A 20,538-nucleotide genomic window follows, 5' to 3' on the forward strand; every position below is an offset into this window, starting at 1 on the left:
CGTCGAGGTTCGCTTCGATCGCCCCTTCGGGCGACTCTCCGATGGTGACGTTGTCGACCGTACCGTCGGCGTTCACGTAGTACACGGTCGGGAAACTCGAGACCCCGAGCCCCTGCATCAACGTGCCGGCCCCGTCGTCGACCGCCGTCGTCAGGGTGAGGCCCTCGTCGGTGAGGAACTCAGACGGGGTGGGTCCCGGATTCTGCCCCATCGCGGTGGTCACGCTGACGAGCTCGACGCCCTCACGCGCCTGGGTCGCCGGCACCAGGATCGGCAGCTCCGCCTGGCAGTGTGGGCACCACGACGCCCACACGACCAGCACGGTCGGCGAGCCAAGGTGGTCGCTCCACGACACGGTGCCGCCGTCGAGGCCCGGAGCCGAGAACCCCGGCACCTGCTCACCGATCTCGAGCTGCGGACCTGCGGCTCGGTCGATCGTGACGGCATCGGCGGGAGCGGCAGTCTGCCCATCCCCGTCATCGCCGCCACCGCTCAGGAGGAGTGCTCCAACGACGGCGGCCAAGGCGACGATGGCCACCACGATCCAGACGAGCCGTTGCCGGGCCGCCCGACGTTCCTGCTCCCGACGTCGCTCGGCTTTCGTCTGCCGGCCGGACCGCTGCTTCGACTTCGTCGCATTCGTCATCGAGGTTCCTTTCAAGGCACGATCGAACCACTCTCCATCGAGATGTTCGCCTCGCGGCGACGCGGCGGTTCGGGTCGTTCGGCCCCCGCTTCACATGACCGGTTCGCTCAGGTTCTCGATCGGGAGCACCGGGATGTCGTCCGCCGGCTCGAAGCCCAGCACCTGACCGTAGAACGAAAGCTCGGCCTCGTAGGCTCGCTCGATCGTCTCCGCCTTTCGGAACCCGTGCTGTTCCCCCTCGAAGAGCAGGTAGGCGTGAGGCAACCCCTTCGCCCGGAGCGCCTCGACCATGACCTCGGCCTGCGCCGGCGGCACGACCTCGTCCTCCGCCCCCTGCAGCAGCAACATCGGGGTCGAGAGCAGGTCGACCGAGTGGATCGGACTTCGGGCCCGATACAGATCGATGGACTCCGGCCACGGCCCGATGAGCGTGTGCTCGTACCGAGACTCGAACTTGTGGGTGTCGCCGGTCGCGAATGGCTCGAGATCGCTGATGCCATACCAACTGGCACCGGCCGCGAAGTCGTCGTGGAAGGTCAGGGCACACAACGTCGTATACCCGCCGGCGCTGCCGCCCCGGATCACGAGCCGCTCCCCGTCGACCTCCGCTGCGTCGGCCAGGTACCGTGCCGCGTTGATGCAGTCCGCGGTGTCGACGACCCCCCAGTTGCCGTTCAAGCGCTGCCGGTAGGCGCGGCCGAACCCCGTCGACCCCCCGTAGTTGACGTCGGCGACGGCGAATCCGCGCGTGGTCCAGAACTGGATCGCGAGGTTCAGCGTCGGCATCGCCTCGCTCGTGGGTCCTCCGTGACTCATCACGATCAGCGGGGGACGCTCCCCCTCGGGAGGCGCGGCGTTCGGGTTGTTCGGGGCGTAGAAGTGGGCGAACGACGTCACGCCTCCGTCGGTCGGGAACTCGACCTGGCGGGGCAACGACACGAACGAGGTGTCGATCGGCATATCGACGCCCTCGCGCAACACCTCCACCGAGCGCGATCCGAAGTCGAGCCAGACCACCTCCGAGGGGATGTCGGGTGCGCCCGCGACGAACGCGATGGCGTCGCCGGCGGCAGCGATACCCGGGCCGTGCTCGAACGACGAATACGGCAGATCGAGATCCATCATCTCCCCGGTCTCGGCATCGAGTACGGCGAGATGTTGCACACCTCGATCCCCGTACCAACACGCGATGCGGCCGTCGTCCATGAACGCGAACGACGTCTCGTTCATCACCCACTGCGGATAGCCGAACTCGGCCTGGGCAGGATGCAGCGCCACACGTTCGTCCCCGGCGAGGCGCTCGAGGTTCCACCACCCCGAGCGGTCGCTCGCGAAGACGAGTTCGCCGGCCGGACTCCAGCTCGGCTGCCAGATCGACTCCTCCCCGTCTCTCCCGGCCACCCGACGCTCCCCGCTGAGCGACCCGTCGGACGCCAGGTCCGCGACCCAGAGCTCGCACCCGTCCCACGGCATCCACGGCAGGTTCCAGCTGAGCCACGACAGCCGACGTCCGTCCGGAGCGATGCGCGGCGTGGAGTAGAGGTCGCGGCCCGCTGCGACCGTGCGGGGTTCGCTGGATCCGTCGAGCGGGAGCACGACCAGCTCGTTGGCCACGTCGGCGACCCGGCCCGACGAAGCGTGGCGCTCCCGCACGCCGAACCACCGCTCGCCGTCGGCGCTGATCCGCCCGTCGGCGTAGCGGTGCAGGCCGCCGGTGTCGGGCGTGATGGCGACGGGCGCCTCGCCCGGGCCCTGCCGGTACAGACGCCGATCGGCGTCGTGGGAGAAGACCACGACGCCGCGTCGCACGGTCCAGGCTCCGCCCCCGTACTCGTGCACCCGCGAGCGCACGTTGAAGCCTTCGGGCGTGACATCGACGGGCGAGGACCAGGGGCCACCGCGCACCACGACGCCGCGACCTCCCTCGGCCGGACGGGCCTCGTGCCAATACACCGCCCCCTCGTCGATCCAGGGCTCGGACAACGACACGGACGACGTGGCGAGCATGCGCGGGGACACGGGGGAGGCCCACGACCCGTACGGCCGCACGATCGGCTCGCTCATCTCGGCCGCCGGCCCACGATCACCCTGGTCACCTTCAGTTCGCCCCCCTTCGTGCTCTGCACGTCACGGAACCCTCCGGCCGTGTAGACGCGCTTGACCTCTTTGACCCGGTCGGGACTGACCTCCATCAGCAGCCATCCGTTCGCCCGGAGCCAGCGCGGCGCTCCCGCGACGGTGCGTCCGATCAAGCCGAGGCCGTCGGTGCTGTGATCGGTGAGGGTGTGCGGGGGTTCCCAGTCACGGATCTCGTCGGGCAGATCGTCGATCTCGCCGGCCGGCACATAAGGAGGGTGGAGCGTGACCACGTCGACGGATCCCCGCAGCCGCTTCGGGAGCGCGTCGAACAGGTCTCCGACCTCGAAGCGCGCCGGGAGGCCGAGCGCCTTCGCGTTCTTGCGCGCGAGGCGCACCGCGTCGCCCGCCACGTCGGTGCCCCAGACCTCGGCCTTCGGCACCTCGTCGGCGACGGCCAGCGCGACCGTGCCCCCTCCCGTCGCGACATCGACGTGCACCGGGTGCTTCCGTCGGCGGAGCCGCCTGATCGCCTGCTCCGCGAGGAACTCCGACGAGTCCCGCGGCACGAAGACCCCCGGCTTCGTCAGCAGCTCGATGCCACGGAACTCCGCATAGCCCTTGATGTACGGGATCGGCTCGCCCCCGGCCCGCCGCTCGACCAGCGCCTCGAACCGGCGACGATCCTTGCCCGACACAATGTCGCCGGGTGCTGGGTCGTGACCCAGCACGTGCATCAGGAGATCCTCGGCCTCGATGCGTTCACGGCCCTTCTGCCAATGGTCGATCGCGGGAGAGGCTTCGAGCCGCTTCACGGCGCGGGTGAGCACCCGCCGGGCTTCCATGGCGAGGCATCGTACCGGGTCGCGCTCGCTACACTCCCCCGGACATGGCTGAGACCTCGAGCTCGTCGAAGAAGCCCGGCGCCAAGACGCCCGCGAAGCGGAAACCACGGGCGAAGAAGAGCGCCGACAGGCCGGCGATCCGGCTCACGGGTGACCGCCTGGTGGTGCGGAACCCCGAGAGCGGCGAGCGCAAGAGCGCGGGCGGCCTCTTGATCCCTGCGACGGCGGCGCCGGCTCCGAGGCGCCTGGCGTGGGGCGACGTGGCCCTCGTAGGCCCGGACGTGCGGGTGGCGAAGGAAGGCGACCGCGTGCTGTTCCTGCCCTCGTCGGGCCTGGAGGTCGAGCTCGACGGTGACGAGCTCGTGCTGCTGCGCGAGCGCGACGTGCAGGCGGTCTCGTCCGCACCGGGCGAGGAGCGCGCGCCCGGCCAGTACCTGTAGCAGCGGCCTCAGCCGGGCAGGAAGCTGAGCCGCACGGTCCGAACGTCGTTCTCGTGGTTCGGGTCGACCAGCACGATCGACTGCCAGGTGCCCAGCTGCATCGCGCCCCCCACCACGGGCAGGACCAGCGATGACGAGACGAAGACGGGGAGCAGATGGTCTCCGCCGTGGCCGACCGACCCATGCCGATGCGCGTAGCGGTCGTCGCGGGGGAACACGCGCTCGAGCAACTCGTCGAGGTCGGTCTCCGAGCCGCTCCCCGTCTCCATCAGCGCGACGCCGGCAGTCGCATGCGGGACGAACACGTGGAGCAGTCCGTCGTCGTCGACGTCGGCGGCGAAACGGGCGACGCGCTCGGTCACATCGTGCACGCGGCGACCGCCCGTCTCCATCCGGAACGTCTCGGTCCGCATCGCCGCCTCAGCCCGCGTGCCCGGACGCCGCGGACCCGTCGCCGAGCGGGGCGTCGGCGAGCACTTCGACGTGCTCGCCCTCGGCGAAGGCGTCGAACCCGAGCCGCCACGAGTCGGTCGGCCAACGGTAATCGACGACACCTTCTGAGGGCCGGAAGACGGCCGTGTAGAGGGTTCCCCACCCGTTCGCATACGACGTGCTGAACAGCGGCGACCGCAGGAACGCGCCGGCGAACGCCTCGACGTCGGGGGCGTCGCCCTCGACCAGCCGCACGATGCACTGCTCGCGCTCGATCGTGCGGGTCGCCTTGGCCTGTTCGGGCCACTCCACCAGCCCCTGATGGTTCGTGGCGGCGGGGAACGGCCGGAAGATCGGTTCACGATCAGGAGAGACGTAGGCGGTCACCACGTCGCCGGCGCGATCGACGATCGTGAGGTTGTGCGCGAGGCTGAAGGGGAGCCGGGCGATCGTCTCTCGGGCCTGAGGCACCGTCTCGCAGACCTCCAGCAAGTACCGCACGACGATGGGGATGCCGAACCCGTCGCCCATCACACGTCGCCCGCCGAACGTGAGCGAGACCGCGAGGCCGGCGTCGTTCATGCCGTCGAGCAGTCCCCACAGGCAATCGGACGTGCCGATCACCCGTCGCTCGAGGAGCCGGGTCGACCAGATCAGCCCCTCGAATCGGCCGGGGGCGTAGTCGTAGTTGCGAGCGAGCACGGGCCCACCCTCGCGCACCCACGCGCCCTGGGAGCACGCCGCCAGGTAGGGCGGTGGCGTGTAGAGCGACAGCATCCTCGCGGCGAGGTCGCCCCCACCCGCGAGCTCCACCACCCGCTCGTACGCCGGCATCAGCTCCGGCATGTGGGCTCGCAGCATGCGGGCGCTCGTCGCGTACGAGGCGCGCGCCGCCTCTCCCTCCCTTAGGAACCACTCGCGGTAGTGCGGCCACCGTTCGTCGAAGACGCCCGCCCATTTCGGGCCGAGCTCGAGCTCTTCCACCGCGCGGAAGGTGAACGGGATCATGCGCATCGTCGGTATCGGGTGCCGCTAGAGCATCTTGAAGCCGAACGGTTCCGGTTCGACCGGGGGAGGCGCCTCCGAGGGCGGCGGCACGCTGCGGAACTGCGACTTGATACCGGTGATCCACGACCTGGCCCGGTCGACCAGCTCGTGGTCGTCGTCGAGGAACCGCCCTCGCGTGACCAGGATACCCAGGTCCGCGCCCGGATACCGGTAGCCGCCGACATCCGCGATGCGCAGATAGAAGGCCTCCGATCCGTCGGCGACCGTGTGCCAGTCGGTGTCGCGACGCGCGTACGCGATGCGTCCGTCGTCCCCCATGCGCCAGATGCCCGACGCCGGGGCATCGGTGATCAGCTCAACCGAGTCCTCCGTTTGTTTGAGGATGAACTGCGTCCACTCGTCCAGGTTGCCGGGGTGCGCCCAGCGCCGGTTCAGCTCCTCCACGTCGATCTCGTACTCGACGTCCATGAACTCCAGCAGGTGGAAGAGGAATAGCGGCATGTCGCCGTAAGCGACGGCGGTGACGTTCGTGATGCTGCTGGCCCCGGTCACCCTCGGGTTCAGCTCGCCCAGGTACATCTCGCCCGATCCTGCGTCGGCGAGGAAGTCGAGCTCGAAGTAGCCCCGGTATCCCTCCTGCCGTAGGCGTTCTCCGACGGCGTACGTGCGCTCTCGCGCGAGCAGCCGCTGCTCGGGCGTGAGCACCTCCGAGAACACGTCGTTGCCGCACCATCCACCGTCGTACGGCGTGAGCTCGGGGAAGCCGGTGAGCTCCGCCATGAGTGGGCCCACGAGAGTCCCGTGCCGCGTGATCACGCCCTCGATCGCGGTCTCACGCGGATCGATCCTCTTCATCACCTTGAGGTCCTCGCCGACGATCTTCTCCTCGTCGGCCTTCCAATCGGACGCGCTCGCGACGAAGAACGTCGTCTGCCCCGAGTCGCCGTATGGCGTCTGGATCACGAGGTCGTCGCCGAGACCGGCGCCGCCTGCCAGGTCGAGCACCTCTCGGTAGGTCGACGCTCGCCCCATGACGTTGGGCACGCTCGGTACCCCTGCCTCGTTCGCGAGCCTCGTGGTCTCGATCTTGGAGTCGAGCCGATGCCGCAGCTCAGCGGGGGGGAACGCCACCTCGAGGCCGAGCTCCGCTGCCAGGGTCTCCGTCTCCTCGTCGAACATCAGGAACGCGACCTTGCCCCCGGGACCACGACCCCGCACGTAGTCCACCACCTCTTTGTGGCCGAGCAGGTAGTTGCAGATGTGCTCGATCGATTCGAAGGCGCGCGGGCTCTGCTCCTTCGGGACGAAGACGTTGGGATGCCATCCGTCGAATGAGTCGTAGTAGTTCACGAACTTGAAGTTGCGGACCCATCGGTCGATGCCGAGCAGGTTGAAGGCCGTGGCCGAGACGAAGTACACCGGCACCTCGTTCGTCCTGAAGAAGTGCCGGATCGCCGGTATGCCGACGAGCGGGCCGTCCGTCGACCGCTTGCTCGCCGTGTCGGTGCGATCGGCCGGTGGAACCTCGGCGACGGCGACGGCCGTGTCGCCGGCCCGAGCGACGCGCGACCGCTCGCGCCGCACGTACCAGCGAGCGACGACGATCAGCACGACGAGCGCAACCAAGACGGCCGCGATCAGGCCAGGCTGCACCAGTCTCTGACGAACAGGCCCAACACCTGGGCGGTCTGCACCACGGACGGAAGGTACACCCGTTCCCCCACGCCGTGCGCGGCCTCGGCATAGGGCCCGAAACAGACGGCGGGGATCCCCGCGACGTTGCCGAAGACCGCCGCGTCGGTCGTGCCGGTGGTGGAGACGAGCGCCGGGGGTGTGCCCGCTTGTCTCGTGAAGGCGTGGGCTAACGACGTCACCAGGGGATGGTCGTCGGGGATGTCGTAGCCACGGCTCGAGAAGCCGTTGTAGCGGACCTCGGCCGCGCCCGGCTGGTCGCTCGTCGCCTCATTCACCGCGGCTTCGATGCGACCTTTGAGCTCGCCGATCATCATCTCCGGGTACATGGCGATCCGATAGCCCGTCTCGCACTCGCCCGGCACCGTGGAGGCCCAGTCGCCGCCCCTGATCGTGCCGACGTTGAGGTTGATGGGGTGCGTGAACAGGTCGTAGGGAGGGGGCGGGCTCGCGTTCAGATCCGCCTCGAGCGATCGCAGCGCACCGATCACCGCGAGGCTCTTCTCGATCGCGTTCGTGGCGTGCTGACCCTCGGCGGCGTGTCCCGGCACCCCGGTGATCCGGACGCTGAACCACAACACCCCGACCTGCGAGGTCGTGATCGCCGCGCCGAACGGCTCCGCGATCACCGCCGCGTCGGCCGTGTAACCGTCGAGCAGGGTCTGCAGGGTCCCGTTGCCCGAGCATTCCTCCTCGACGACCGACTCCACGGTGACCGGAGCTCGCGGCGTGAGGCCGAGGGACCGCAGGCCCTTGACCGCTCCGAGGATCGCCGCGATGCCGCACTTCATGTCCGCGGCTCCCCGGCCGACCATCCAGCCGTCCTCCCGATGGGCGCCGAAGGGATCGACGTCGCCCCAATGCGTCGTCGGCTCGGGACTCACGACGTCGATGTGCCCGTTGAGGATCAACGAACGCCCGGGCTCCCCATCACGGGGCCCCCACCTGGAGACGACGTTGCGCTTGCCCGCGACATCCCAGTCGAACGGAGCCGCGAGCGGATGACCGCGCAGGCGCTCGCCGTCCATCGGCACGTCGACCGGCTCGAGGCCGATCTCGGCGAGCGCAGCCTCGACGACGATCTGGCCCGGTTCCTCGTTGCCGAGCGTCGTGGGCGCACGGACGAGCTCAGAGAGGAGGTCGGTCATCCAGTCGGCCTGCTCGGCGATCGCAGCCAGGATCTCGCCGTCGATCGATCCGGCGTCCTCGGAGGACTCGGCGGGCGCGAGCTCCCCCCGACCGGCGAACGCGTGCGCATCGGGGGTCTCGACGTCGGTCGTGAGCCGGCTGCCACCGTATGCGCCCGGGGGGGCCTCGTCGGGCAGGGGCTCCATGGGGCCGCAGCGTACCAACCACCTCGATGGGGTGGTCTCGGTTGTTCCTTGACGTATGTGTGTAATGTTGTAATCTCCCCCTATGACGACACGTCCGGCACATCACTCCCCGTCCGACGACGAGATCCGTGGGTGGTTCGCGGGCCGCGTGCCCGACGACTGGTTCGTCGGACCGCTCGAGGTCGGCAGCGACCGCGACGAGATCCTCGTCATGGGTACGATCGCCGCACCCGACCTGCCCGACGACGAGAGCGCGGAGGCTCGGAGCGCGGCGGTCGCGGCGCGGATCGGCGGCTTCCGCGAGGACACGAGGGCACGACGTATCAAGATCGCGTCCGAGGCCGAGCATCGGTTCGGGCGGAAGGTGAGCTGGGGCGTGGTCTGCGCCGATCAGCGGGTGACGTTCACGACCCTCAGCGTGCCTGCGATGACCCGTCTGCGCCTCGCCGAACGCCGGGTCCTCGACACGCTGGTCGATGCCGGGGTGGCCCGCAGCCGGAGTCACGCCCTCGCGTGGTGCGTCCGCCTCGTCGCCGAACGGCAGGACGACTGGCTGCGTGACCTTCGCGAAGCGCTGACCACCGTCGAGAAGGTTCGGGCGGAGGGTCCGAAGGACTGACCCACCTCAAGCGTCGACCGTTCGATCGCCCGAAGGGATCGGTCGCTCGATCGACACGATCATGTTCGCGACGACGCGGACGATGACCTGCTCCCCTGCCGCCAGATCGCCCGGCACGCTCTCCTGGCCGAGGCGGGCGGTCGCCGTCGTTCGGTCCCTGTAGGCGACCGTGACGTCCACGTAGCCCACCCCGTGCACGTCGAGGGGGCGCACATCGATCACGAGCGCCTCCACCTCACCCAGCACGAATCGAGACTACCGCACGGTCCGTAGGGCCCGGCCCCCCCGCACCGATGCATGGCCGGTGCCGACATGGGCGAGGTGCGGGCCCACACCGGCACGCTCCGTCGTCGTTCAAGACCGGCCGGATCCATGCCGAACCTAACCCCATGAACCGAGGGGGAACACCGTTCCGTCGTGGTCTGGCGACGCTCGGCACCGTGATCGCCCTGGGAGCGACGCTGGTCACCGGCGGCCCTCCGGCCAACGCTGCAGACGCGCCTGCATCGACCCTCCTCCCGCACCTGGGGGAGCCCGGGTCGGGTCCGGGGCCCTACCCCGTCGACCTGTCGTCGACGGCGTCGCCGCGGAGGGCGAGTTTCCGGTGGAGCGATCTCGACGGCTCGGACGCGTGGGCCAAGTCGGCGATCGACTTCGTCGGCAAGGCCAACGACTGGATGCGCGACTTTGCAGCGCGCCCCGACGGCAGCGTGCCGTTCAGGCCCGACATGATCCAGACTCGGAAGTACCTAGCGCGGGCAGCGGTCAAGGCGTTCGCGCCGGGCGCCGCCGTCGACCCGGCGATCACGTTCACCGATCTCGACCCGTCGCAGACCTTCTACAAGTGGGCCAACATCGCGGTGCAACGGGGCTGGATGAGGCGATCGACCGACGGCCGGTTCATGCCCGATCAGGCCGTGACGACCGGTGTCCTGCACTCGGTCGTGATCGATGCTCTCGGCATGCGAGGCATCGCTCGACAGCTCGACGGATTGCGCACGCGCGACGGTGTGCGGTTCCCGACGCCGGAGCGATTCGGCGCGCTGATGCTGGGGCTGCGGCTCGGACTCCGTTACAACAACAGCGACGAGGCCATGGACGTTGGACCGCGGAGTCCGCTCAGCCGTGCCCAGGTCGCTTACTCGCTGTACAAGGCCGCCACGCTTCCCTCGTGGGTGGTCCCCTGGGTCCGCGAGCAGTACGACGGCATCGTGCTTCCCAAGATGGGACCGAAGCGCCTCGCGATCGTGCGCTGGGGCATGAAGTCCGTCGGCCTCCCGTACGTGTGGGGCGGCGAGTGGGGAGGATCGAACCCGCCTGCCGCCCTCGGCGGCCAGCCCGTCCCCGGGTTCGACTGCTCGGGTCTCGCCTGGTGGCTCCTGCGGGAGAACGACGGTGGCGCGTGGAAGGTGCACCCACCGCGTCCCTACGCCGGCTGGGCGCTCCCGCAGCGGACGTCTGCCGACATGGCCCGCTTCGGGGCCCTCAGGTACGACCGTCTCCTCCCGGGCGACCTGATGTTCTACGACGGGAACGACGACGGCACGGTCGACCACGTGGACGTCTACATCGGTCACGGGTATGCCCTCGACTCGTCGAACACCCCGGGCGGGGTCACGATCATGTGGGTCGGCGACGGCTGGTACCGCGAGCACTTCGTGCATGGACGCCGCATCCTGCCGCCCGCCTGATCATCCTCCCGCGGTATCGATCGCACGCTGCAGCACGACTCGTTCAGCGTCGGTCAGAGGCCGACTCGAAGACCCCTCCGGCGACCTCGGCACGATCACGGCCTCGGCCTCGGCCGCGAGGGTGCCGTCGGGCTTCTCGATGCGCTCACGCGTCCGGATGCTCGAACGGCCGAACCCCGTCACCTCGCACCGAACGACCGCGTCGCCATCGTCCTGGGTGAGCTGATCGCGGAAGTCGATCCCGACGTGGGCGAGCACGAAGTCCCACGCCTCGTCGGCGCCGAAGAGTCCCTCGATCATCCGGTCGCGGCACTCTTCCAGGTAGTTCAGGTACACCGCGTTGTTCACGTGCCCGTAGTTGTCCATGTCACGCCAGCGGATGTGGACCGTCACCTCGAACATGGCGCGTATCCTGCCACGCCGCCGAGCCATCGTTCGCCCTGTGCGGCCCAGATGGCGCACAGGCCGAGGAAGCGAGAAGGCCCCGGGCGGGGGGCCCGAGGCCTTCTCTGTCGGAGAGAGGGGCTCCACCCCTACTTCGGTTCGGGCCGGGCCGTGGTTCGCCGACGACGTATTGCGGTTCTGTGACGAAGACGGACCCTCACCGGTCGCCGTCGGCGAGCCGCCGGTCCACCTCCTCGTCAGCCTGCCGCCGGCTCGGAACCGACCCCGTGACCGCCGCGAGGAACACGTCGCGTTCCAGAGCCAGCAGGTCGACGTCGTCGATCGCCGTCACCGTGGCGGTCCTCGGCACATCGCGGAGCAACGCGATCTCACCGAAGTAGTCGCCCGGACCGAGCTCGGCCACCGCGACCCCGCCCTTCGCGACCTCGACCGTGCCGTTGCGCACCACGTAGACGCGATCGCCGGCCTCGCCCTCCCTGATCACGACGCCGCCGGCCGGGACCCTGAAGGGGATCAGGTGCCACGCGAGCTGCTCCTGCACGTGCTGAGCCAGTGGCGAGAAGATCGAGACTCCGCGGAGCAGATCGAACTCGGGCCCCGGACCGGCCGCTGCGGCGTCGATGCGGCGGAGCCGTGGCCACGCCCCGAGCGCCACACCCGCAAGGATGGCGCCGGCCGCCGCGAGCGCCCCCGCGGCGCCGAAGACCGAGACCAGCAGCGGCGCTGCCGCGGCGCCGACGGCCAGGCCGATCATCTGCAGGGCCTCCTCGAGACCGAACACCCTGGCGAGCACCACGTCATCGGCGCGGCGCTGCAGCAACGTGCGACTCGCGACCGCGAACAGTCCGATCGTCGCCCCGCACAACGCCAGCACGACGACCGCCACCGGCATCGTGGACGCCAACGAGAGCGCGCCGAGTGCGGCGCCCGAGCCGAGGAGAGCGACCAGCACAGCCGGCGCCAGTCGCTGCACCCCCACGAGACCCACCGCGCCCGCGGCACCGAGGAGGAGACCGAGGCCGAACCCCCCGGCCAGCACCCCGGCGCCGCTCTCCCCCGACCCGAGCACGTCGATCGCGAGCAGCGCGAAGAAGACGTCGAGCATGCCGACCATCACGAACTGCACGCCGCCGACCCCGAGCAGCGTGGCGACGTCGGGCTCAGCCCGGGCCTGCCGGAGCCCGCCGAGCGCCTGCGAGAGGAAGGCGCTCACGTGCTCGGAGGGGTTCGGCTCGTCCGGTCGATCCGGCCGCACCCCGAGCGCGGCGAGGACCGAGAGCGCCGAGACGAACGCCATCACGAGCACGGTGCCTCCCGGCCCCCAGCGACCCATCAGGATCGCGCCGGCCAACGGCCCGATCAGCGTGCCGATGCCGTCCATCGTGCTCGACGCGGCGTTGGCGGCGGTCAGCTCGCCCGGCGTCTCAGCCAGGCTCGGCAGGATCGCGTTGTGCGCCGGCCTCGTGAGCGTGATCACGCTCGCCGCCAGCACGGCGGCCGTGTACGCGACCGGGGCGGGTGCCTCGATCAAGCACACGCCCAGCAGCAGGTTGGCGCAGGTCTGCAGCCCGTAGCTCAGCACGAGCGCCTTCGCGCGGGGGATGCGGTCGGCGAGCACCGATCCGATCGGGGCGACGATCGCGGCCGGGACGAGCTGAAGCACGAGGACCGCCCCGGCCTCCCCCGCGCCGCCCTGCTGGAAGGCATACACCGCGACGGCGATCCACACCGCGTACTCCTGGGTGTTGAACAGCAGGAAGGCCACCAAGGCCCGTCGGAGCGATCGGTTCCGGAGTGCGGTGCGCAGCACGCCGAGCGCGGCGGCTGCCCGTTCCCTCACCTTCCGCATCCCCCCGTCCTCGGTTCGACCATCCTTGCGAGGCAGACGAGGGCGGTCAACCCATCCGATGCCGCGAGGAGAACGGGGGCCGGAGAAACGAGAACGGGGCCCCGAAGGGCCCCGTTTGCTCGGTTCTGCAGTGCGGTGGGACTCAGAAGTCCATGTCACCGCCGGGCATGCCGCCCGCCGGCATGGCCGGAGCCTTCTCGGGCTTCTCGGCGACGAGGGCCTCGGTCGTCAGGAAGAGCGCGGCGATCGACGCGGCGTTCTGCAGCGCGGAACGCGTGACCTTCGTCGGGTCGATCACGCCGAACCTCACCATGTCGCCATACTCGCCGGTGGCGGCGTTCAACCCGTTGCCTGGGTCGAGCGCCCGCACCTTCTCGACGATCACGCCACCTTCGAGGCCGGCGTTCACGGCGATCTGCTTCAGCGGCTCCTCGAGCGCGCGGCGCACGATGTTGGCACCCGTCGCCTCGTCGCCCTCGAGGTCGACCTTGTCGAGCGCGGCCTGCGCGTTCAGGAGCGCGACACCGCCCCCGGGCACGATGCCCTCCTCGACGGCGGCCTTGGTCGACTGGACCGCATCCTCGATGCGATGCTTCTTCTCCTTGAGTTCGACCTCGGTGGCCGCGCCGACCTTGATGACCGCCACACCACCGGAGATCTTGGCCAGCCGCTCCTGCAGCTTCTCGCGGTCGTAGTCGGAGTCGGTCTTCTCGATCTCGCCCTTGATCTGATTGATCCGGCCCTGGACGTCCTCGTCCTTGCCCGCGCCCTCCACGATCGTGGTCTCGTCCTTGGTCACGATGACCTTGCGCGCGGTGCCGAGCAGGTCGAGCGTGGCGTTCTCGAGCTTCAGGCCGACCTCCTCGGAGATGACCGTGCCACCTGTGAGAACCGCGATGTCCTGCAGCATGGCCTTGCGGCGGTCTCCGAACCCAGGAGCCTTCACCGCTGCGCTGCGGAACGTGCCGCGGATCTTGTTGACCACCAGGGTCGCGAGGGCCTCGCCCTCGACATCCTCGGCGAGGATCAGCACCGGCTTGCCGGCCTGCATGACCTTCTCGAGCACCGGCAGCAGGTCCTTCACGGCCGAGATCTTCGAGTTCGCGATGAGGACGTACGGGTCCTCGAGCACGGCTTCCATGCGCTCGGAGTCCGTGACGAAGTAAGGCGAGATGTAGCCCTTGTCGAAGCGCATGCCCTCGACGAAGTCGAGCTCCATGCCGAACGTGTTCGACTCCTCGACCGTGATCACGCCGTCCTTGCCGACCTTGTCGACGGCCTCGGCGATCGTCTCGCCGATCTGAGGGTCTGCCGCAGAGATCGCGCCGACGTTGGCGATCTGGGCCTTGTCGTCGACCTCCTTGGACTGGTTCTTGATCGCCTCGACGGCGAGCTCCGTGGCGCGCTCGATGCCGCGCTTCAGGCTCATCGGATTGGCGCCGGCCGCGACGTTGCGCAGGCCTTCCTTCACGATCGCCTGGGCGAGCACGGTGGCCGTCGTGGTGCCGTCACCGGCGACGTCGTCGGTCTTCTTCGCGACCTCCTTGACCAGCTCGGCCCCGATCTTCTCCTCGGGGTCGTCGAGCTCGATCTCCTTGGCGATCGAGACACCGTCGTTCGTGATCGTTGGGGCACCCCACTTCTTCTCGAGGACCACGTTGCGGCCCTTGGGCCCCAGCGTGATCCTCACGGCGTTCGCGAGCTGGTCCATGCCCCGCTCGAGCGAGCGCCGCGCGTCCTCATCGAAAGAGATGATCTTCGCGGCCATCCCTTCTCCTTTCCGGCTCGTCGGTCCGCCCGGTGGCGACCGCTGGATGACTTCTCAGCCTCGGTTCCCGACTGCTAGCACTCGATGGTGTCGAGTGCTAACCGATTGTAGCCACAAACCCCCGTGGGGTGGCAAGGGCATTTCCCCCGAGCACGCGATCGGAGCGCGCTCACACCGCGATCGCGGTCCGATGGTCAGCGACCCATCACCCATCGTGATCATCCTTCCAGCTGTCGGGTATCCGACACCGTGGCCGGTCCGGTTCGGCGGTACGCTGCGGGAGCCGTCCGAAGGAGCGTGATTGGTCACCACCACCGATTGGCGACGCCGATTGACCGTGCCGACGGTGAGCGGCGTCGCCTGGAACCGGCAGGCACCACACCGTCTCGCGATCGTGTCGACGGAGAGTGGGGTCTCGCAGGCCTGGTCGTGGGACCTGGCCGAGGGCGTGCGCCGGCAGGCGTCGGCCGAAGGCGTCGGCGCCGAAGAAGCGCATGTCACCCCCGACGGCTCGGGTATCGTCTGGTGGCTCGACCCCCAGGGGGACGAGCGAGGACGGTGGATGGTGACGCCCTTCGGCGGCGGCGATCCTCGCCCCCTCTTCCCCGGGCTCCCCGACATGTGGATGTCGGGGCTCTCGCTCGTCGGCGACTCGGTCGCCGCCGGGTTCTCCGACGACGACGGCTACACGATCGTCGTGCGACACGGCTCGGAACCGACCCGTGAGATCTACCGCAACGGGCAACCGGCGGGTGCGGGTCGGGATTGGCCGCAGGGACCAGGCGGCCTGTCCGCCGACGCCTCGCTGGTCGCGATCTGGCACACGGAGGGCTCGAACATCGAGAACCCGGCGGTTCGCGTGCTCGACGCGCACACGGGCGATCCGGTCGCCCGGGTCGCCGACGATGCGATGGCGGTGGTGGCCGCCGGCTGGTCCCCGGTGCCCGGTGACGACCGCCTCGTGCTGTTGCGCGAGATCGGCGGCTTCACACGTCCCTTCCTGTGGTCGCCTCGCACGGGCGCGCCGCAGGAGATCGCGTTGGACGTCCCAGGCACGGTGACACTCGCGGACTGGTATCCGACCGGCGACGCGCTCCTCCTGCACCGCGATCACGAGGCGACGCACAGCCTCATGCGGGTCGGGTCGGACGGCGGCGGGCTCACCACGGTCGTCGAGGCGGGCGGCACGATCAGCCACGCAGGGGTCCGCCCGGACGGTCATGTGTGGTTCCGATACGAGGACGGCGTTCGACCGCCGACCTGGCGTGAGGCCCCGAGCGGCGTCGAGGTGCTCCGCATCGCCGAGCCGCCCCCTGCGGGGCGCCCGTGGGAGCCGATGTGGTTCAACAACCCGGTCGGCCAGCCCATCCAGGCATGGTTCATGCGACCGGACGGGGAGCCGCCGTTTCCCGCCGTCGTGTCGGTACACGGCGGCCCGAACTACCACGACACCGATGCCTTCGAACCCCGGCGCCAAGCCTTCGCCGACGAAGGGTTCGCCGTCATGCTCGTGAACTACCGAGGTTCGACCGGCTACGGGCGCGAGTTCCGCCAGGCGCTCTACGGCGATATCGGGTTCCCCGAGTCCGAGGACATCAACGCCGGCCTCGACCATGCGATCGAGGCCGGGCTGGTCGAGCCCGAGCGCGTGTTCCTCGAGGGATGGTCCTGGGGCGGCTACCTCGCGACGCTGAACGCCGGCCTGCACCCGGAGCGATGGCGGGGCGTGATCGCCGGAATCCCCGTGGGCGACTCGGTGGCCGCGCACTACGAGAGCGCGCCCGCGCTCCGGGCGTGGGACGTGGCCGTCATGGGCGGCACGCCCATGGAGGTCCCCGAGCTGTTCCACGAACGGAACCCGATGACCTACGTGGACCGCGTGCGAGCCCCAATGCTGCTGATCGCCGGTGAGCAGGACAGCCGATGCCCACTCGGACAGGTGATGACCTACGCCCACGCCCTGCGGGTTCGTGGGCGGGAGGTCGAGGTGCACCTCTACCCCGGCGGGCACCACGCGAACGACGTCGACGAGCAGATCCGGCACGTCGAGCTGATGCTCGACTTCATGCACCGCCATTCGTGACGACCGGCTCGTCGCGGTGCCGGAGCAGATCAGAGACCTCGCCCGCGAGCAGGAACAGCCACATCGCCACGTAGATGAACGCCAGCAGCCCGAAGACCGCACCGATCGCACCGTAGAGCGCCGTGCTGCGGGTGACGACGCCCGCGACATAGACGGCCCCGAAGCGCTCGAGCACGAGGAATCCGACCGTAAACACCGCGGCGCCCGGAAGGTGTTCGCGCAGCGTCGGCCCGGGCGAGGGCGTGAGCAGACGATAGACGAGCGCCCACGTGCCGGCACCGAACGCGGCCAGCGCGACGAACGCGACGAACTCGACGGTCACCCCGAGCAAGCCCTCGAGACGGAGTCCGGTCACCCACGCGGCGGCGGATGCGAACGCGACGAGCAGCACCACCACGGGCACACCGATCAAGGCACCGCTCACGCGCCCCACGACGAGCCCCGTCTGGCGGGAACGGAACACCGCGCCGAGGGCGTGTCGCACGCGGGCGACGAACCCCGACGCCGCGTAGATGATGCCGATGAGCCCCACCACTCCGGTGCCGATCTGGGAGGCGGTCGTGAGCTCCAGCTGGGTCGATACCACCTCGTCGAACCCGGGCAGCAGATCGCCGATCGCGTCGATCAGGTCCTGTTGGGCCGTCTCCGCCTGCTGCTGGAACACGATGCCCACGACCGAGAGCAGCAGCAACAACAGCGGCGGGAGCGAGAGGAAGGCACCGTAGGTCAGCGAGCCGGCTTCCACACCCAGCTGATCGCGCTGCGTGCGATCGGCGAGCTCGAGCGAGGGCCGGACGACGAGGCGAGCGAGTCCCGTGTCGCGGCCCCCCAGGGCATCGACCCGGGCCCGGACGCGCTCGGCGAACGATCGGGGCTCAGTCGTCGAAACCCCAGCTCACGACCCGGTCGACCCGCACTTCGACGACCACCGACGATCCCTCCTCGATCGGCGCCTCGGACTCGTACTGCGGGAACTTCTCGTAGAGCAGGGCGCGATCACGCGCGAACTCGAACCCGGCATCGACCACGTAAGCCTCGCCGTGGGCGATCACCTGCTTCAGTTGGGACCAATCCTCGTGGTACTCGTCGAAGCTGATCGCCACATCGGGGTTCGCCTCGATGTTGCGGATCTTCTGCGTGTCGGTCTCGCTCGCGAACACGAGCCTGTCGAGGTCCAGCACCGCGGAGATCGGCACGACGTGCGGACGGCCGTCGGGGTAGGTCGTCGCGAGCGCCGCCACTCGGGCGCCGGCGACGAACGCGGCCTCGAGGCCCGAGAAGACGGGGACGTCGATCGTCATCTCGTCCGGTCGTTCACTCGTCACCCGCGGTGGCTTGATCGCGGATGTGCTCGACGATCTCGGCGTTCGCGAGCGTCGTGACGTCGCCGAGGGAGTCTCCCCGGGCGACGTCACGGAGCAGCCGCCGCATGATCTTGCCGGACCTCGTCTTCGGCAGGTCCGGCGTGAAGATGATGTTGTCGGGCTTCGCGATCGGTCCGATCACCTTGGACACGTGTTCGCGGAGCTCATCGAGCATGGCGGCGTCGCCCTCGTAGCCGGCCTTGAGGGTCACGAACGCGACGATGCCCTCGCCCTTGATCTCGTGCGGCCTCGAGACCACCGCGGCCTCCGCGACCTTGTCGTTGTCGACCAGCGCCGACTCGATCTCGAACGTCGACAGGCGGTGGCCAGCGATGTTCATGACGTCGTCGATCCGCCCGAGCAACCAGAAGTATCCCTCCTCGTCGAGCCGTGCTCCGTCGCCGGCCACGTAGACCTCGGGCCCGTACTGTGAGAAGTAGGTCTGCACGTACCGATCCGGATCCCCCCAGATCGTCCGGGCGATCGCCGGCCACGGGTGCCGCAGGACCAGGTACCCCCCTCCGCCCAGGCCGACGCTCGTGCCCGCCTCGTCGACGACGTCGGCCTCGATGCCCGGGAACGCGAACGTGGCCGATCCGGGCTTCAGCGCGGTGATGCCCGGCAGCGGCGTGATCATGATCGCGCCGGTCTCGGTCTGCCACCACGTGTCGACGACGGGGCAGTGCTCGGTGCCGATCACCTTCCAGTACCAGATCCACGCCTCGGGATTGATCGGCTCGCCGACCGAGCCCAGCAGCCGGAGCGAGGACAGATCGTGTTGCGCGGGGTGCTCGGCTCCCCATCGCATGAATGCCCGGATCGCGGTCGGCGCGGTGTAGAGGATCGTGACCCCGTAGCGCTCGACGATGCTCCACCACCGGTCGCGCTCGGGCCAGTCAGGAGCCCCCTCGTACATGATGCCCGTCGTGTGGTTCGCGAGCGGTCCATAGACGATGTAGGAGTGCCCGGTCACCCAACCGCAGTCGGCGGCGCACCAGAACACGTCGTCCTCGTGCAGGTCGAAGATCATGCGGTGGGTCGCGGCAACCTGCGTCATGTACCCACCCGTGGTATGGGCGATGCCCTTCGGCTTTCCCGTCGTGCCGCTCGTGTACAGCAGGTAGAGCAGATCCTCCGCGCCCATCGGCTCCGGCTCGCACTCCGTCGGCTGGTCGGCGACGAGCTCGTGGTACCAGAGGTCACGTCCCTCGGTGAACGAGTGCTCGTTGCCGCACCGTTTCACGGTGATCACGTGCTCGATCGACGGACACTCGCTCACGGCCTCGTCGGCGTTGTCCTTCAGCGGCACGATCGTGCCTCGGCGCCACGCCCCGTCGGCCGTGATCAGCACCTTCGCCTCCGCGTCGATGATGCGGTCGCGGAGCGCTTCCGCGCTGAACCCGCCGAAAACGACCGAATGGGGCGCACCGATCCGTGCACAGGCGAGCATCGCGATCGGCAGCTCGGGCACCATGCCGAGGTAGATGTTGACGCGGTCTCCCTTGCGGACGCCGAGCGAGGCCAGCGCGTTGGCGAGGCGGCAGACGTCGTCGAGCAGATCGGAGTAGGTGATCGTGCGGGTGTCGCCGGGCTCACCTTCCCAGTGGAACGCGACCTTGTCGCCTCCCCCGGCCTCCACGTGACGATCGAGGCAGTTGTACGAGGCGTTCAACTGCCCGCCCTCGAACCACGTCACCCACGGCGGGGTCCAGTTCATCACCCTGTCCCACCGCTTGAACCAGGTGAGCCGTTCTGCCTGCTCGGCCCAGAACGCCTCATGGTCTGCGTTCGCCCGCTCGTACACCGAAGGGTCCGACACGATCGCGCGCTCGGCGAAATCCGCGGGCGGTTCGAAGACGCGCAGCTCCGACAGCAGCGCCTCGATGTTCTGCGGGGTGTCGCTCATCGATCCTCCAGGTGCGTGCGCGGGCGAGCCAGCATCGTACGCGCGCGGCCCCGGCCGTGCGAGCCCTGATCGGCGGCCTGGATCGCGGTTCCCGGGGTGAACGGCGACCGCATGGATGTGCTTGCACAGAGCGGTTCCCGGGGTAACCATCGGGCGCGAGGTTGCCCAGGGGGCCGCCTCGGGGGAAAGGAGGCAGGCGATGGCCGACGAAGGCTATTGCATGAAGTGCCGGGCCAAGCGGGAGTTCGAGGGCCAGGTCGTGACCTTGAAGAACGGCCGTCCGGCCGCCCAGGGCACGTGCCCGGTCTGTGGCACGAAGCTGACCAAGATCCTCGGCATGGACGCCGCCAAGGCTCGCGGCTGGTCGGCCTGACGCGCGA

At 69.4% G+C, this 20,538-nt stretch carries 19 protein-coding genes; 5 read left to right on the top strand and 14 right to left on the bottom strand.

Annotated elements, in window-relative coordinates; genetic code table 11:
• The 3 genes from VFI59_09415 to VFI59_09425 all read right to left on the bottom strand — a co-directional run.
• The coding region (locus VFI59_09415) for a TlpA disulfide reductase family protein (protein ID HET6713914.1) at positions 1-646 on the bottom strand (646 nt) is incomplete at its 3' end.
• Between the two features lie 90 nt (positions 647-736).
• Positions 737-2,710, bottom strand: coding sequence for a prolyl oligopeptidase family serine peptidase (locus VFI59_09420; protein ID HET6713915.1), 1,974 nt, complete (start codon positions 2,708-2,710; stop codon positions 737-739).
• Positions 2,707-3,567, bottom strand: a complete 861-nt coding sequence (locus VFI59_09425) for a HemK/PrmC family methyltransferase (GenBank protein HET6713916.1) — start codon at positions 3,565-3,567, stop codon at positions 2,707-2,709. The genes VFI59_09420 and VFI59_09425 overlap by 4 nt, the downstream gene beginning before the upstream one ends.
• 44 nt (positions 3,568-3,611) lie before the next feature.
• On the opposite strand from VFI59_09425, the gene VFI59_09430 reads away from it, so the two are divergent.
• A complete protein-coding gene (locus tag VFI59_09430; GenBank protein ID HET6713917.1) occupies positions 3,612-4,007 on the top strand; it encodes a co-chaperone GroES in 396 nt (131 codons plus the stop codon).
• A gap of 8 nt (positions 4,008-4,015) precedes the next feature.
• Here the strand turns inward: VFI59_09430 and VFI59_09435 are convergent, their stop codons facing one another.
• From VFI59_09435 to VFI59_09450, 4 genes are read right to left on the bottom strand one after another with little or no spacing between them, the layout of a single operon-like run.
• Positions 4,016-4,420 (bottom strand): secondary thiamine-phosphate synthase enzyme YjbQ, encoded by a 405-nt coding sequence (locus tag VFI59_09435; protein HET6713918.1) that lies wholly within the window; start codon positions 4,418-4,420, stop codon positions 4,016-4,018.
• Positions 4,421-4,427: 7 nt separating this feature from the next.
• Positions 4,428-5,447 (bottom strand): C45 family peptidase, encoded by a 1,020-nt coding sequence (locus VFI59_09440; protein HET6713919.1) that lies wholly within the window; start codon positions 5,445-5,447, stop codon positions 4,428-4,430.
• Between the two features lie 24 nt (positions 5,448-5,471).
• Positions 5,472-7,100 carry a biotin carboxylase gene (locus VFI59_09445; GenBank protein HET6713920.1) on the bottom strand — a complete coding sequence of 543 codons (1,629 nt, stop codon included), beginning with the start codon at positions 7,098-7,100 and terminating at the stop codon, positions 5,472-5,474.
• Entirely contained in the window at positions 7,085-8,473 is a 1,389-nt protein-coding gene (locus tag VFI59_09450; protein HET6713921.1) for an ArgE/DapE family deacylase, read from the bottom strand. Before VFI59_09450 ends, VFI59_09445 begins: the two co-directional genes overlap by 16 nt.
• 82 nt (positions 8,474-8,555) lie before the next feature.
• On the opposite strand from VFI59_09450, the gene VFI59_09455 reads away from it, so the two are divergent.
• Entirely contained in the window at positions 8,556-9,092 is a 537-nt protein-coding gene (locus tag VFI59_09455; protein ID HET6713922.1) for a hypothetical protein, read from the top strand.
• Between the two features lie 6 nt (positions 9,093-9,098).
• On the opposite strand, the gene VFI59_09460 is transcribed toward VFI59_09455, so the two are convergent.
• Positions 9,099-9,338: a hypothetical protein gene (locus VFI59_09460; protein HET6713923.1), complete on the bottom strand. Its 240-nt coding sequence runs from the start codon at positions 9,336-9,338 to the stop codon at positions 9,099-9,101.
• A gap of 143 nt (positions 9,339-9,481) precedes the next feature.
• On the opposite strand from VFI59_09460, the gene VFI59_09465 reads away from it, so the two are divergent.
• Complete coding sequence (locus tag VFI59_09465) at positions 9,482-10,783, top strand: NlpC/P60 family protein (GenBank protein ID HET6713924.1); 1,302 nt, start codon at positions 9,482-9,484, stop codon at positions 10,781-10,783.
• Here VFI59_09465 and VFI59_09470 read toward each other — a convergent pair whose 3' ends face one another.
• From VFI59_09470 to groL, 3 genes are all read right to left on the bottom strand, one after another.
• Positions 10,784-11,185, bottom strand: coding sequence for an acyl-CoA thioesterase (locus tag VFI59_09470; protein HET6713925.1), 402 nt, complete (start codon positions 11,183-11,185; stop codon positions 10,784-10,786).
• Between the two features lie 199 nt (positions 11,186-11,384).
• Positions 11,385-13,037: an MFS transporter gene (locus VFI59_09475; protein ID HET6713926.1), complete on the bottom strand. Its 1,653-nt coding sequence runs from the start codon at positions 13,035-13,037 to the stop codon at positions 11,385-11,387.
• A 142-nt stretch (positions 13,038-13,179) separates the two neighbouring features.
• A complete protein-coding gene (gene groL / locus VFI59_09480) occupies positions 13,180-14,805 on the bottom strand; it encodes a chaperonin GroEL (GenBank protein ID HET6713927.1) in 1,626 nt (541 codons plus the stop codon).
• A 301-nt stretch (positions 14,806-15,106) separates the two neighbouring features.
• On the opposite strand from groL, the gene VFI59_09485 reads away from it, so the two are divergent.
• On the top strand, positions 15,107-16,888 hold the full coding sequence (locus VFI59_09485) for a prolyl oligopeptidase family serine peptidase (GenBank protein ID HET6713928.1): 1,782 nt from the start codon (positions 15,107-15,109) through the stop codon (positions 16,886-16,888).
• On the opposite strand, the gene VFI59_09490 is transcribed toward VFI59_09485, so the two are convergent.
• Genes VFI59_09490 through acs form a run of 3 tightly spaced genes read right to left on the bottom strand, consistent with a single transcriptional unit; the run spans position 16,869 to position 20,158 of the window.
• Positions 16,869-17,720, bottom strand: coding sequence for a YihY/virulence factor BrkB family protein (locus tag VFI59_09490; protein HET6713929.1), 852 nt, complete (start codon positions 17,718-17,720; stop codon positions 16,869-16,871). The genes VFI59_09485 and VFI59_09490 overlap by 20 nt on opposite strands.
• A 43-nt stretch (positions 17,721-17,763) precedes the next feature.
• Complete coding sequence (locus tag VFI59_09495; protein ID HET6713930.1) at positions 17,764-18,189, bottom strand: pyridoxamine 5'-phosphate oxidase family protein; 426 nt, start codon at positions 18,187-18,189, stop codon at positions 17,764-17,766.
• Between the two features lie 13 nt (positions 18,190-18,202).
• The gene (gene acs / locus VFI59_09500; protein ID HET6713931.1) at positions 18,203-20,158 is read right to left on the bottom strand and encodes an acetate--CoA ligase; all 1,956 of its coding nucleotides are present in this window, start codon (positions 20,156-20,158) and stop codon (positions 18,203-18,205) included.
• Between the two features lie 199 nt (positions 20,159-20,357).
• Here acs and VFI59_09505 point away from each other — a divergent pair, with 199 nt between their 5' ends.
• Positions 20,358-20,531 (top strand): DUF5679 domain-containing protein, encoded by a 174-nt coding sequence (locus VFI59_09505; GenBank protein ID HET6713932.1) that lies wholly within the window; start codon positions 20,358-20,360, stop codon positions 20,529-20,531.
• Positions 20,532-20,538 lie beyond the last annotated feature (7 nt).

The organism is Actinomycetota bacterium, from assembly GCA_035697485.1.
Taxonomy (GTDB): Bacteria; Actinomycetota; UBA4738; order UBA4738; family HRBIN12; genus JAOUEA01.